Source organism: Nonomuraea sp. B208 (assembly GCF_057536035.1).
In genome coordinates this window covers 1,147,694-1,160,513 of record NZ_BAAJOU010000021.1, presented here as the reverse complement: position 1 = coordinate 1,160,513, position 12,820 = coordinate 1,147,694, and the positions used below count along the sequence as shown (strand labels likewise).

Genomic DNA, 12,820 nt, shown 5'->3' with positions numbered 1-12,820 from the left:
GTGGGGTGATGGCCTACCGCTATGGCGAGTACCACGACGGCCCCGACCCTCTCGCTCCCCCCTACGACGTACGGGCGGCGCTGGACGAGATGGGCGACGCGATCCTGTCGGGCTCGACGCCGGTCCACGCCCTGCGCGACCTGCTCAAGCGCGGCCTGCCCGGCGCGCAGGACCGCCGCGGTCTCGACGACATGCTCAGGGAGGTCCGGCGGCGCCGCCGCGACCTGCGCGAGCGCGGGCGGCTGGACGGCACCCTGGAGAAGGCGCGGGCGCTGCTCGACAAGGCCATCGGGCAGGAGCGGGCCGAGCTGTTCCCCGACCCGTCCGACGACGCGCGGATGCGGGAGGCGGGGCTCGACGCGCTCCCTGACGACACCGCGAGCGCCATCCAGGAGCTGAGCACGTACGAGTGGCGCTCCGGCGCCGCCCGCCAGACCTTCGAGGAGCTGCGCGGCCTGCTGCGCCGCGAGGTCCTCGACGCGCAGTTCCGCGGGCTTCGCGACGCCCTGGCCAACCCCGACCCGGAGGCCATGGAGCGCGTCCGCCAGATGATGGCGGACCTCAACGACATGCTGGACAGGGACACCCGCGGCCAGCACACCCAGGCCGACTTCGCCGCGTTCATGGACAAGTACGGCGACCTGTTCCCCGAGAAGCCCCGCAACCTCGAAGAGCTGGTCGACATCCTGGCCCGCCGTGCCGCCGCCACGCAGCGCATGCTGGCCTCGATGACGCCGCGCCAGCGCGAGGAGCTGAGCAACCTCATCAACCAGACGCTGGAGCAGGCCGGGCTGTCGGACCAGATGCGCCGCCTCGGCGAGGCCCTCTACTCCCGCCGCCCCGACCTGGCCTGGAACGCCCCCGAACGCCTCACCGGCGAGGAACCGCTCGGCATGGGCGACGCGGTGACCGCGCTGGAGGAGCTGGCCGACCTGACCCAGCTCGAAACGGCGCTGCGCCAGGACTACCCGGGCGCGCGCCTCGACGACGTGGACGAGGCCGCCGTACGCCGCGCGCTCGGCCGCTCCGCCGTGGACGACCTGGAGGCGCTCAAGCGCATCGAACGCGAGCTGGAGGAGCAGGGCTACCTGCTGCGCCGCCGCGGCAAGCTGGAGCTGACCCCGAAGGCGGTGCGCCGGCTCGGCGAGACCGCGCTGCGCCGGGTGTTCTCCTCGCTGGACGCGGGCCGGCGCGGCGACCACGACCAGCACGACGCCGGCTCGGCGGGGGAGCTCACGGGCTCGTCGCGGCCGTGGCGGTTCGGCGACGAGCAGCCGCTCGACGTGGTCCGCACCCTGGTCAACGGCGTGCGCCGGGGCGGGGTGACATCAGGGGGCGGCGCGGCGGTGCGCCTGTCCGTGGACGACTTCGAGGTGGCCGAGACCGAACGCCGCACGGCCGCGGCGGTGTGCCTGCTGGTGGACCTGTCGTACTCGATGGCCCTGCGCGGCACCTGGGCCGCCGCCAAGCAGACCGCCCTCGCCCTGCAGGCGCTGGTGGCCTCGAAGTTCCCGCAGGACGCCGTGCAGATCATCGGCTTCTCCAACTACGCGCGGGTGCTGCAGCCGGACGAGCTGGCCGGGCTCGACTGGGACATGGTCCAGGGCACGAACCTGCACCACGCCCTGCTGATCGCCGGCCGCCATCTCGACCGCCATCCCGACTTCGAGCCGGTGGTGCTGGTCGTCACCGACGGCGAGCCGACCGCGCACCTCATGCGCAACGGCCACTCGGCCTTCGAATGGCCGCCGTCGCACGAGACGCTGGAGCTCACCCTGGCCGAGATCGACAAGATGACCCGGCGGCGGGCCACGCTCAACGTCTTCATGCTGGCCGCCGACGACCGGCTGAAGGAGTTCGTGGACGAGGTGGCGCGGCGCAACGGCGGCCGGGTGTTCTCGCCGAGCGCCGAGCGGCTGGGCGAGTACGTCGTCAGCGACTTCCTCCGCCTGCGCCGCTCCCGCTGACTTTCTGTCGGTGCCGGCTGCCAGACTCCCGGTCATGACGGACGTACGGCTCAGAGACGTGGTGGAGGACGACCTGGAGGTGTTCCTGGCGCAGGAGCACGATCCGGAGGCCGTCCGGCGCTCCCGGTTCCCCGCCCGGCCCCGGGAGCGCTTCCTCACCCACTGGCGCACCCGGGTCCTCGGTGACCCGGCCAACCGGGTGCGCGCGATCGAGGCCGACGGCCGGCTCGCCGGCAACCTGGTGGCCTGGTGGGAGGAGGATCGCCGCTTCATCGGCTACTGGATGGGGCGCGAGTTCTGGGGGCGCGGCATCGGCACCCGCGCGCTCGGCCTCTTCCTCGCCGAGGAGCCGGTCCGCCCGCTCCACGCCGACCCGCACATGGGCAACACCGCGTCGGTGCGCCTGCTCGAACGGCACGGCTTCCAGCGGGAGGGCACGGTCCGGCACGGCGACGACGAGCACGTCATGCTCGTGCTGCGCTCGGGGTGACCGCGGCGGGCTGCTCGCCCGCCCACTCGGCGTCGGTCATGCGGATCAGCTGCACGCCGGCGTACCCGAAGGTCGCCAGCAGGATGACCGGCCCGCCGAGGCCGAGCACCATGTTCCACTGGCTGGCGCCCACCAGCCAGATCACGTTGCCCGCGAGCACCGCGACGGGGAACCACCATCCGGCCCGCCCGCCCCAGGCGTAGGCGACCGCGACCAGCACCAGGCCGAGGAACGTGCCGATCATGCCGGGCATCTGCCAGGCGGCGATCATCGCGGGCTGCGCGGCGTCCTGCATGAGCTTCTCGGCCTGCTCCACCGGCAGGGCCTGGAAGAGCACGATGTCGAAGAAGTCGGAGATCATCAGGGACGAGAAGTTGATCAGCCCGAGGACGGTCACCGCGCCCGCGAGGTTGGCCAGCACCACGCCCTTGCGCCGGACGAGGTGCACCAGCCCGATCACGCCCGGCACGAACAGCACCCAGCAGTAGTGCAGCAGCGTGGCGCTGACGCCGACGGCCTCGGGGTTGTTGGCGTAGACGAGGGGGTCGGTGACGCCCGGCTCGCTGGGGTCGGTGACCATGCCGAGGAGCAGGCAGAGGGGGGCGAGCAGCAGGCTCACCCCGGCCGCGGTGCGGCGGAAGGCGTTCGCGTTCGTAAGCATGGGGTGGACCGTACGGAGCGGCCACCAGGCCCGTCGTCAAAGCAGCCTTTGACCGGGGGTCCCCCGCGCGACGGATTCCCCGCCACCACCCGTCCCCCGCACCCGCCGCGCCGCGGGGGACGGGTGGTGGCACCGCGCCCGCGAGCCGGTGGCCGGAGGGCGTGATGCCGGTGGCCGGAGGCCCTGCTGGAACGGTGCAATCGGGGCGGCGGCTACCCTCGCCTCATGCTCCGCCGGCACTTCCGTCCCCCCGCCGCCGCCCCCGACTCCCCCACCACCTCTGCCGACTCCACCGCCGACTCCACCGCCGCCAACTCCACCGCCGACTCCGCCATGGGCAGCCGCACTTCCCCCGTCGACGCCGCCTCCTCCTCCTCCGCAGGGCGGGTCCCGGCGTTCCTTCCCTCCTCGCCCGTTGACTGGCTCGTCGCCGTGGTGGTGGCGTTGTTCGCGGTCGCCGAGGAGCTGAGCGAGCGCGGCATGGCGCCCCAGCGCGAGCAGGCCGCCTGGTGGGCGGTGGCGGGGGTGGTGGCGGCGGCCGGGGTGCTGTACCGGCGGCGGGCGCCGTTCACCGTCCTGGTCGGCTACTCCGCCGCGAACGTCGCCGTGTTCACCGTCTCGGCCTCCCCCGCCGCGGCCTGGCAGTTCTACACGCAGCTCGTGCTGCTGTTCACCCTCCTGTCGGAGGTGCCGCTGCGCAGCCCCAAGGTCGCCGTCGGCGCGGTCGCGACCGGCGCGTACGTCGCCGGCATGCTGCTCCACAGCATCACCCCGCCCGGCCCCGGCGACGTCGCCGTGGCGCTGGCGATGACCGCCATCGCGGCCGGCGCCGGCCTCGCCGTACGCCGTCACCGGGTGCTCGCCGTCCAGGCCGCCGAGCGCGGCGAGCTGCTGGCCCGCGAGGCCGTCGCCGAGGAACGCGCCCGCCTGGCCCGCGAGCTGCACGACATCGTCGCCCACAGCGTCAGCGTGATGACCATGCAGACCGGCGCGGTACGCCTGATGCTCGCCCCCGGCCAGGACCGCGAGCGCGAGACGCTGACCACGGTGGAGGAGACCGGCCGCGCCGCCCTCATCGAGCTGCGCCGCATGGTCGGCCTGCTCCGCACCGCCGACGACGACCGCCTGAGCCCGCGCGCGGGTCTCGGCCGCCTCGACGACCTCCTCGACCAGGTGCGCGCGACCGGCCTCGACGTGACCCTGGACGTACGCGGCGAGCCGGTGCCGCTGGCCGCGGGCCTCGATCTGTCCGCGTACCGCATCGTCCAGGAGGCCCTGACCAACGCGCTCAAGCACGCCGGCCCGACGAGGGCCGAGGTGACGATCGACTACCGTCCCGGCGAGCTGCGCCTGTCCGTCGCCAACGAGGCTCCTGCCCGCAAGCCGTCCGGCACACCCGGCGGCGGCCACGGGCTGATCGGCATGCGTGAGCGGGCCGCCCTGTTCGACGGCACCCTCACCGCCGCCCCGCTGCCCTCGGGCGGCTTCGAGGTGCGGGCGGTGCTCCCCCTGTGAGTGAGCCGGCCGAGCCGCGACCAATCGGCGTCCTGATCGCCGACGACCAGGCGATGATCCGCGCCGGGCTCCGGCTGATGCTGGAGACCCAGCCCGACCTCGCCGTGGTGGCCGAGGCCGCCGACGGCCGCCAGGCGGTGGAGCTGGCCCGCGTCCACCGCCCGGACGTCGCGCTCCTCGACATCGCCATGCCCCACGTGAACGGCCTGGAGGCCGCCCGCCGCATCCTGGCCGCGAACCCGGCGCCCCGCGTGATCATGCTCACCATGTACGACACGGACGACAACCTCGACCGTTCACTCCACGCGGGCGTCAGCGGCTTCCTGCTGAAGGGCTCGCCGCCGGAGCACCTGTTCGCCGCCGTGCGCAGCGCCGCCAGGGGCGAGATCCTGCTCGACCCGGCGGTGACCGGCCGCGTCGTGGACGCCTACCGCCGTACGTCGCCGCCCCCGCAACCTCCGCCCGAGTCGGCGCTGACCGCCCGCGAGCAGCAGGTGCTGCGGCTGATCGCGCAGGGCCTGTCGAACGCCGAGATCGCCGCCGCCCTCGCCATCGCCGAGGCCACGGTGAGCACCCACCTCAACCGGCTGCTGGCCAAGCTCGGCCTCCGCGACCGCGCCCAGGTGGTGCGCCACGCCTACGAGACGGGCCTCGTCCGGCCCGGTGAGCCGCCGCCCTGAAACGAGGAAGCGTCTCGTCCGCGTTCGGGGTGAGGCTGGGAGGCATGAGCGATGCGATTCACCCGTTCCGGGTCGACATTCCGCAGGCCGACCTCGACGAGCTCGCCGCCCGCCTGGCGAGCACCCGGTGGCCCGGCGAGCTGCCCGGCGTCGGCTGGTCGTACGGCGTGGCCCAGGGCCACCTCGAAGAGCTGGTGCGCTACTGGCGCACCGAGTACGACTGGCGCCGCCACGAGGCCCGCCTCAACTCCTTCCCCCAGTTCACCACCACGATCGACAACCAGAACATCCACTTCCTGCACGTACGCTCCCCCGAGCCGGACGCGATCCCGCTGATCATCACGCACGGCTGGCCCAGCACCGTGTACGAGTTCCTCGACCTCATCGGCCCGCTGACCGACCCGCGCGCGCACAATGCGGACCAGGCTCCCGCCTTCCACGTCGTCATCCCGTCGGTGCCCGGTTTCGCGTTCTCCGGCCCGACCAGGGAGACCGGCTGGGGCGTGAACCGGGTCGCGCGGGCGTGGGCGGAGCTGATGCGCCGCCTCGGCTACGAGCGCTACGGCGCCCAGGGCGGCGACTTCGGCAGCATGGTCTCGCCCGAGCTCGGCCGGCACGCCCCGGACAAGGTCATCGGCGTGCACGTGAACGCGCTGGCCAACGCCTCGACGCCGACGGACCCCGACGACCTGGACCGGCTGTCGGAGGCCGAGCGGGAGCTCGCCCAGGAGCAGGAGGCGTGGTGGTACACCCACTCCGGCTACGCCACCCAGATGTCGACCAGGCCGCAGACGCTGGCGTACGCGCTCAACGACTCCCCCGCCGGGCAGCTCGCCTGGAACCTGGAGTGGTACGTGGACTGGGACCCGGCGAACAAGGTGCAGGCCCCGGTGGACCGCGACGTCCTGCTCACGGACCTGACGATCTTCTGGCTGACGCAGACCACGGGCTCGGCGGCCCGGCTCTACTACGAAGGCGGCGACGAGGGGTGGGGCAAGCGCCCGGCCCCGTCAGGGGTGCCGACGGGAGTGGCCAACTTCCCCGGCGACAAGGCGCTGCGGGGCCTGGCCGAGCTGTCGCACTCGATCGTGCACTGGTCGACGCCGCCGCGCGGCGGCCACTTCGCCTCGGTGCAGGCCCCCGACCTGCTGGTCGAGGACATCCGTACGTTCTTCGCGCTGGTGAACAGCCGGCGCTAGGTCAGGCGTCCACGAGGCGCGTGTAGAAGGCCAGGGCGAGGTCGAAGCCGTCACGGCAGTTGCGGTGGGAGCGGTAGCAGGGGCGCCAGGCCGTGCTGGCGCCCACCCCGGCCCGCGCGTCGGCCAGCGCCCCGGGCACCCGCTCGGGGCGCGGCAGCAGGCCGTTGCCGAGATAACGCACGCCCGCCAGCTCGGTGTGGGAGCCGCGGCCGCCGGCCACGAAGGCGCCGAGGCGCCAGCCGCTCTCCTCGTCCCACACCAGCGCGTTGCCGTCGGCCAGCCTGAGCGTGGCGTCACGCGGATCGCAGGGGCCCTCCCACCAGTCCGCCACCTCGGCTCCGAGCTGATCGACGACCTGGCGCACGTAACTGACCGGCTGCTCCAGCCACTCGTCGCTGTACGGCTCGACATGCCTGATGGCCACGGACGGCACCCCCTTGTGCCCAAACGGTAAGGAAAAAGGAACGGTTACCAACCCTACCCGTGCCCAACTTATTCCGTTGCACAGCCGTCTAGTCATTCCGGACGATATTTACGGCGTACACGGGGAAGGAGGCGAGCCCATGATTGCCATGATTCTTCTCATCGTCATGATGGCCGTGACGGTAGCGGCCATGGAGCTCATCACGCGTTGTCCGGTCTCCGGCAAAGAGAGTGTCGAGTCACCCGCCGAGATCGCCGGCGACTAGTCTCTCCGGCATGTCCACCCTGCTTCTCTGGCTCCACGTCGGGTTCGCGATCTTCACCGTCGGCCCGGTGACCGCCGCGACGATGGCCGCGCCCCGCCTCATCCGCACCAAGAACGTGCCCGCGCTGCAGAACATCCAGCGCCTGACGCGGGTCTACAGCATCGGCACGCTCGGCGTGTTCGTGTTCGGGCTGGTGCTCGGCATCGTGATGGGCGGAGGTGTGCTCGGCAAGTGGTACATGACGGCCTCGATGACGCTGTTCATCGTGGCGGCGGTGCTGCTGGTGCTGATCGACCGTGACCTCCGCGCCGCCGTGCACGCCCTCTCGAGCGAGGACCCCGCCGACGACGCGAAGGTGCAGAACGGACGGATCGCCGCGATCAGCGGAATCGTGTCCGTGATCTGGCTGGTGATCCTCTTCCTGATGATCGTCCCCACCTGACGGGACGCGCCGCTCAGCCGGCGAGCGCCTGCGTGAGGTCGGCGAGCAGGTCGTCGATCGTCTCGATGCCGACCGACAGCCGCACCAGGTCGGCGGGCACCTCCAGCGGCGAGCCGGCCGCCGACGCGTGCGTCATCCGCCCCGGGTGCTCGATCAGCGACTCGACGCCGCCGAGCGACTCCCCCAGCGTGAACAGCTTGGCCCGGTCGCACACCGCCACGGCCGCCGCCTCGCCCCCGGCCACCCGGAACGACACCATGCCGCCGAAGCGCCGCATCTGCTTGGCCGCGACCTCGTGCCCCGGGTGCTCGGGGAGCCCCGGGTAGAGGACCTCGGTCACGCGCGGGTGCGCGAGCAGCAGGTCGACCACGCGCTCGGCGTTGTCGCAGTGGCGGTCCATGCGTACGCCGAGGGTCTTGAGCCCGCGCAGCGTCAGCCAGGCGTCGAACGGCCCGGCCACCCCGCCCATGGCGTTCTGGTGGTAGGCGAGCTCCTCGCCGAGCCCGGCGTTGGCGGCGATCAGCGCGCCGCCGACCACGTCGGAGTGGCCGCCGACGTATTTGGTGGTGGAGTGCACGACGACGTCGGCGCCGAGGGCGAGCGGCTGCTGCAGGTAGGGCGAGGCGAACGTGTTGTCCACCACCAGCAGCGCCCCGTTGTCGTGGGCGAGCCGCGCGAGCGCGGCGATGTCGGCGACGCCGAGCAGCGGGTTGGTCGGCGTCTCGACCCAGACGACCCGCGTCTTCTGCGTCATGGCGGCGGCCACCGCGTCGAGGTCGTGCAGCGGGACCGGGTCGTAGTGGAGGTCCCAGCGCTCGTGGACCTTCGCGAAGAGCCGGTAGGTGCCGCCGTAGGCGTCGTTGGGGATGATCACGTGGTCCTGCGGCCTGCAGACCGTACGCAGGAGGGTGTCCTCCGCGGCCAGCCCCGACGCGAACGCGAGCCCGCGCGCGCCGCCCTCCACGGCCGCCAGCGCCTCCTCCAGCGCGGTGCGGGTGGGGTTGGCCGAGCGGCTGTACTCGTATCCGGAACGCAGGCCGCCCACGCCGTCCTGCTTGTAGGTGGACGTGGCATATATCGGCGGCACGACCGCGCCGGTCAGCGGGTCGGGCTCCTGACCTGCGTGGATGGCCAGGGTCTCAAAACCGTTGCTCATACGCCAACGGTAACGGACGTTCGGACAGCTCCAGGATGGCCGGCGAGACAGCGACCCCGGAGGTCAGGCGGCGTCGTCGGGCTCCCCCTCAAGGCGGGAGATCAGCAAGGGATCGGCCAGCGCGAGCAGCAGCGCGACGACCAGCCCGACCCCCAGCAACCCGAACCCGATGGCAATCATGTCCGTCTCCTTTCGACCTCTCCAGCATCCGCTCAGGGCCCGCCCCTCCGCCTCCGCTGAAGGGCCGGTCCATGCCCCCCGCGCTCGGCCGAACGGTTGATACGAGAGGTCCGACCTGAGACCTAGGCTCGAAGCGTGGGTGAGACGAAACGCCTCCTGTACTGGGTGCGGCGGCTGAGCGAGTTCGCGATGCTCGGCTGGCTCGGCCTGATGCTCCTGTTCGACCTGGCGATCGCCGCCTCCGTCGGGGGGCTGCAGTGGCTGGTGCCGGCGTGCGGGGTGGCGGGCATCGTGGCCGTGGCGCTGCGGCGGCGGCACCGCGCCGACGGCTTCGCCGTCATGCTGGGCCTGTCGTTCGCCGCGTCCATGGCCATCGGGAGCACGGACCTCGCCGGCGTGCCCGGCATGACGGAGACCGGGGCGCTGCTCATCCTCGTCATCGGCGTGCTGCGGCACGTCGAGCCGGTACCCCTGGCGGCCACCCTCGCCTGCGCCGGGCTGATCGTGCTCATGGCGGAGGCCGTGGGCCGCGACTACCACGGGGCGGGGCTCGCGTTCTCGTTCCTGCTGTTCGCCAGTTGGTCGATGGCCGCCGGAGCGGGCGGCTACCTGCGTTTCCAGCAGGAACGGCGGGCGGAGGCCGTCCACTCCGTGCGCCGGGCCGAGCGCCTGGAGCTGGCCAGGGAGCTGCACGACCTGGTCGCCCACCACATCACGGGGATCGTGGTCCAGGCGCAGGCCGCCCGTACGGTCGCCGAGGCCAGCCCGCAGGCGGTGCTGCCCGCGCTGGACGCGATCGCCACGGCCGGGTCGGACGCGCTGACCTCGATGCGGCGCATGGTGACGGTGCTGCGCGCCGAGGAGGAGGCGGGCCGCAGACCCGGCACGACCCTGGCCGACCTGCGGATGCTGACCGACCGGTTCTCGGCGGACGGCCCGAAGGTGGCCTTCGAGATCGGCCCCGGCCTGGACGACCGCACGCTGCAGCCCGAGGTCATGACGACCCTGCACCGGGTGCTCTTGGAGTCGCTGACCAACGTGCGCAAGCACGCCGCGCGGGCCGCCTGGGTGGAGGCGGACCTGCGCCGGCACGAGCGGTCCGTGGTGCTGCGGGTGCGCAACTTCGGCTCGGCGTCGGACCCGCGCGTGTCCCGCCTGGGCGGCGGCTTCGGCCTAGTCGGGATGGCCGAACGCGTGGAGGCCCTGGGCGGCCGGCTCTACGCCGGCCCGTCGAGGGAGGGCGCCTGGGAGGTCGTCGCCGAGTTCCCCCTGACCTGACCGGTCCCCCTCCCTGGGCCGCCCGGTGGCGGGCCCAGGGCGGGGACGGGCTCAGTGGTTGGCGAGGAAGGCGAGCAGGTCCTGCCGCGTGATCAGCCCGGACGGCTTGCCGTCCTCGAGCACGACCGCCGCATCCGCCTTCTCCAGCGCTTCCACCGCACGCGCCACAGGTTCACCACTGCCGATCGTGGGTAGCGGCGCGGACATATGATCAGCAATCGGGTCTTCGGAGGAGAGCCTGCCGTGGTAGAGGGCTTCGAGGAGGTCGCGCTCCACGATGGAGCCGACGACCTCGGCCGCCATGACCGGCGGCTCCTCCTTCATCACCGGGAGCTGGGACACGCTGTACTCGCGCATGATCGAGATGGCCGTGCCGACCGTCTCGTGCGGGTGGGCGTGCACGAACTCCGGCAGGCCCGGCCCCTTGCGCGCCAGCACGTCGGCGACCAGGCCCTCGTCGGAGCTGGTCGTGAGGAAGCCGTAGTCGGCCATCCAGTCGTCGTTGAAGATCTTCGACAGGTAGCCGCGGCCGCCGTCGGGCAGCAGCACCACGACGGTGTCGCCCTCGTTCGCCCGCGCCGCCACCTGGAGCGCCGCGACGACGGCCATGCCGCACGAGCCGCCGACCAGCAGCCCCTCCTCGCGGGCGAGGCGGCGGGTCATGGTGAAGGAGTCCTTGTCGGAGACCGCGATGATCTCGTCGCAGATCGTGGTGTCGTACGTGCTCGGCCAGATGTCCTCGCCGACGCCCTCGACCAGGTAGGGCCGCCCGCTGCCGCCGGAGTAGACCGAGCCCTCGGGGTCGGCCCCGACGACGCGCACCCGGCCGCCGGAGACCTCCTTGAGGTAGCGGCCGGTGCCGCTGATCGTGCCGCCGGTGCCGATGCCGGCGACGAAGTGGGTGATGCCGCCCTCGGTGTCGGCCCAGATCTCGGGCCCCGTGGAGTGGAAGTGGGACTCCGGGTTGTCGGGGTTGGAGTACTGGTCGGGCTTCCAGGCGTTGGGCACCTCGCGGGCCAGCCGGTCGGAGACCGAGTAGTAGGAGTCGGGGTGGTCGGGCGAGACGGCGGTCGGGCAGACCACGACCTCGGCGCCGTAGGCCCGCAGCACCGCGATCTTGTCCTGGGCGACCTTGTCCGGCACCACGAACAGGCACCGGTAGCCCTTCTGCTGGGCCACGATGGCGAGCCCCACCCCGGTGTTGCCGGAGGTCGGCTCGACGATGACGCCGCCGGGGCGCAGCGCGCCCGACTTCTCCGCAGCCTCGATCATGCGGACCGCGATGCGGTCCTTCACGGATCCGCCCGGGTTGAAGTATTCGACCTTGGCGAGCACCTGGGCCGGCAGGCCCGCGCTCACTTTGTGCAGCCGGACGAGCGGGGTGTTCCCCATGAGGTCGACCAGGGAATCGTAAACGCGCACCGAGGTGTTCACCTTCTTTGCCAAAGCTTGATCAGCTATCCGAAGGCCGGGACCCGGTCGGGGTGGCAGGCCCTCGGCTAGTTTCCTAGCAAACGCTACCGCCGAGTTCGACCAGGGAGGGACGTACGTGGTCTGGGCAGCTGGCATGGCGCGCGCCGCACGCAGGATCGCCACCGCGGCGGCGCTCGGAGGAGGCGGGCTGACGGCACTGGGAGCCACCGCGTACGGGCTGCTGGTCGCCGAGGGACTACTGGCGCGCAAGGCCATCGGCCGCCCGCACGGCATGGACGGACCCCCTTCCGACGGCACGTACGGCATGTTCCCCGGCAGGGCGATCAAGCTGGCGATGCTGGGCGACTCCACGTCGGTGGGCCTCGGCATGACCGACCCGGCCGAGACGCCCGGCGTGCTGCTGGCCAACGGCCTGGCCGCGGTGTCCGAGCGCCCGGTGCGGCTGCTCGTGGCCGGCCGGTCGGGCGCGTCGTCGGCGGAGCTGGGCGAGCAGGTGGACCGGGCGCTGGCCATGGAGCCGGACGTGGCGGTGATCTTCGTGGGCGCCAACGACATCATCACCCAGACGCCGCCCGCGATCGCCGTGCGCCACCTGACCAAGTCGGTGCGCAGACTGCGGGACGCGGGCGTCGAGGTGATCGTCGGCACCTGTCCCGACCTCGGCACGGTACGTCCCATCGCGCAGCCGCTGCGGTGGGTGACCCGGCGGTGGAGCCGGCAGCTCGCCGCGGCCCAGACGGTGGCGGTGGTGGACGCGGGCGGCCGTACGGTGGCCTTCGCCGACACGCTCGGCCCGGAGTTCGCGACAAATCCGTCAGAGATGTTCGGACCCGATCGTTTCCATCCATCTGCCCGAGGTTACGCGCAGGCCGCTTACGCGGTGCTACCGTCAGTGTGCGCTGCGTTGGGGTTGTGGCCTGAGCCGCGCCCCGAACGCGGCGAAGAACTGCAACCGATCTACCTCGCGGCGGCCACGGCCGCGGAGGAGCCCGGCACCGAGGTCACCGCGACCCGGGTCGACGGGCGGGCGACGGGGCTGCACGGCAAGTGGGCCGCGTTGTTCCGCCGGAGGCTCGGCGAGCAGCTCAACGACGCCTGACGTCCCCGGTTCAGGCCCGGCGAGCGGCTC

The 12,820-nt window shown here is 72.5% G+C and carries 13 protein-coding genes; 9 read left to right on the top strand and 4 right to left on the bottom strand.

Features of this window, described 5'->3' with window-relative positions:
• Positions 1 to 8 precede the first annotated feature (8 nt).
• Positions 9 to 1,967 carry a vWA domain-containing protein gene (locus AC27IY_RS22510; protein WP_487179085.1) on the top strand — a complete coding sequence of 653 codons (1,959 nt, stop codon included), beginning with the start codon at positions 9 to 11 and terminating at the stop codon, positions 1,965 to 1,967.
• Between the two features lie 34 nt (positions 1,968 to 2,001).
• Positions 2,002 to 2,457 (top strand): GNAT family N-acetyltransferase, encoded by a 456-nt coding sequence (locus AC27IY_RS22505; RefSeq protein WP_371249878.1) that lies wholly within the window; start codon positions 2,002 to 2,004, stop codon positions 2,455 to 2,457.
• Here the strand turns inward: AC27IY_RS22505 and AC27IY_RS22500 are convergent.
• Positions 2,432 to 3,118 carry a hypothetical protein gene (locus tag AC27IY_RS22500; protein WP_487179084.1) on the bottom strand — a complete coding sequence of 229 codons (687 nt, stop codon included), beginning with the start codon at positions 3,116 to 3,118 and terminating at the stop codon, positions 2,432 to 2,434. The genes AC27IY_RS22505 and AC27IY_RS22500 overlap by 26 nt on opposite strands.
• Before the next feature lie 225 nt (positions 3,119 to 3,343).
• Between AC27IY_RS22500 and AC27IY_RS22495 the strand changes: the two genes are divergently transcribed.
• Genes AC27IY_RS22495 through AC27IY_RS22485 form a run of 3 tightly spaced genes read left to right on the top strand, consistent with a single transcriptional unit; the run spans position 3,344 to position 6,512 of the window.
• Entirely contained in the window at positions 3,344 to 4,633 is a 1,290-nt protein-coding gene (locus tag AC27IY_RS22495; RefSeq protein WP_487179083.1) for a sensor histidine kinase, read from the top strand.
• On the top strand, positions 4,630 to 5,313 hold the full coding sequence (locus tag AC27IY_RS22490) for a response regulator (protein WP_487179082.1): 684 nt from the start codon (positions 4,630 to 4,632) through the stop codon (positions 5,311 to 5,313). The genes AC27IY_RS22495 and AC27IY_RS22490 overlap by 4 nt, the downstream gene beginning before the upstream one ends.
• A gap of 44 nt (positions 5,314 to 5,357) precedes the next feature.
• Positions 5,358 to 6,512, top strand: a complete 1,155-nt coding sequence (locus AC27IY_RS22485; RefSeq protein WP_371249874.1) for an epoxide hydrolase family protein — start codon at positions 5,358 to 5,360, stop codon at positions 6,510 to 6,512.
• Position 6,513: 1 nt separating this feature from the next.
• Here the strand turns inward: AC27IY_RS22485 and AC27IY_RS22480 are convergent, their stop codons facing one another.
• Positions 6,514 to 6,936, bottom strand: a complete 423-nt coding sequence (locus AC27IY_RS22480; RefSeq protein ID WP_344210880.1) for a DUF6292 family protein — start codon at positions 6,934 to 6,936, stop codon at positions 6,514 to 6,516.
• A 139-nt stretch (positions 6,937 to 7,075) separates the two neighbouring features.
• On the opposite strand from AC27IY_RS22480, the gene AC27IY_RS22475 reads away from it, so the two are divergent.
• On the top strand, positions 7,076 to 7,201 hold the full coding sequence (locus AC27IY_RS22475; RefSeq protein ID WP_344210882.1) for a hypothetical protein: 126 nt from the start codon (positions 7,076 to 7,078) through the stop codon (positions 7,199 to 7,201).
• Between the two features lie 10 nt (positions 7,202 to 7,211).
• Positions 7,212 to 7,643 carry a hypothetical protein gene (locus tag AC27IY_RS22470; protein WP_364454958.1) on the top strand — a complete coding sequence of 144 codons (432 nt, stop codon included), beginning with the start codon at positions 7,212 to 7,214 and terminating at the stop codon, positions 7,641 to 7,643.
• A gap of 13 nt (positions 7,644 to 7,656) precedes the next feature.
• On the opposite strand, the gene AC27IY_RS22465 is transcribed toward AC27IY_RS22470, so the two are convergent.
• Entirely contained in the window at positions 7,657 to 8,799 is a 1,143-nt protein-coding gene (locus tag AC27IY_RS22465) for a cystathionine gamma-synthase (protein ID WP_487179081.1), read from the bottom strand.
• A 315-nt stretch (positions 8,800 to 9,114) separates the two neighbouring features.
• On the opposite strand from AC27IY_RS22465, the gene AC27IY_RS22460 reads away from it, so the two are divergent.
• Positions 9,115 to 10,257 (top strand): sensor histidine kinase, encoded by a 1,143-nt coding sequence (locus AC27IY_RS22460; RefSeq protein ID WP_487179080.1) that lies wholly within the window; start codon positions 9,115 to 9,117, stop codon positions 10,255 to 10,257.
• A 51-nt stretch (positions 10,258 to 10,308) separates the two neighbouring features.
• Here AC27IY_RS22460 and AC27IY_RS22455 read toward each other — a convergent pair whose 3' ends face one another.
• A complete protein-coding gene (locus AC27IY_RS22455) occupies positions 10,309 to 11,679 on the bottom strand; it encodes a cystathionine beta-synthase (protein ID WP_344210890.1) in 1,371 nt (456 codons plus the stop codon).
• Positions 11,680 to 11,806: 127 nt separating this feature from the next.
• Between AC27IY_RS22455 and AC27IY_RS22450 the strand changes: the two genes are divergently transcribed.
• Complete coding sequence (locus AC27IY_RS22450) at positions 11,807 to 12,790, top strand: SGNH/GDSL hydrolase family protein (protein ID WP_344210892.1); 984 nt, start codon at positions 11,807 to 11,809, stop codon at positions 12,788 to 12,790.
• Positions 12,791 to 12,820 lie beyond the last annotated feature (30 nt).

Coding starts and splice junctions, on each gene's coding strand:
- AC27IY_RS22510 (WP_487179085.1), top strand. CDS start 9: ATGGCCTACCGCTATGGCGAGTACCACGACGGCCCCGACCCTCTCGCT.
- AC27IY_RS22505 (WP_371249878.1), top strand. CDS start 2,002: ATGACGGACGTACGGCTCAGAGACGTGGTGGAGGACGACCTGGAGGTG.
- AC27IY_RS22500 (WP_487179084.1), bottom strand. CDS start 3,118: ATGCTTACGAACGCGAACGCCTTCCGCCGCACCGCGGCCGGGGTGAGC.
- AC27IY_RS22495 (WP_487179083.1), top strand. CDS start 3,344: ATGCTCCGCCGGCACTTCCGTCCCCCCGCCGCCGCCCCCGACTCCCCC.
- AC27IY_RS22485 (WP_371249874.1), top strand. CDS start 5,358: ATGAGCGATGCGATTCACCCGTTCCGGGTCGACATTCCGCAGGCCGAC.
- AC27IY_RS22475 (WP_344210882.1), top strand. CDS start 7,076: ATGATTGCCATGATTCTTCTCATCGTCATGATGGCCGTGACGGTAGCG.
- AC27IY_RS22470 (WP_364454958.1), top strand. CDS start 7,212: ATGTCCACCCTGCTTCTCTGGCTCCACGTCGGGTTCGCGATCTTCACC.
- AC27IY_RS22465 (WP_487179081.1), bottom strand. CDS start 8,799: ATGAGCAACGGTTTTGAGACCCTGGCCATCCACGCAGGTCAGGAGCCC.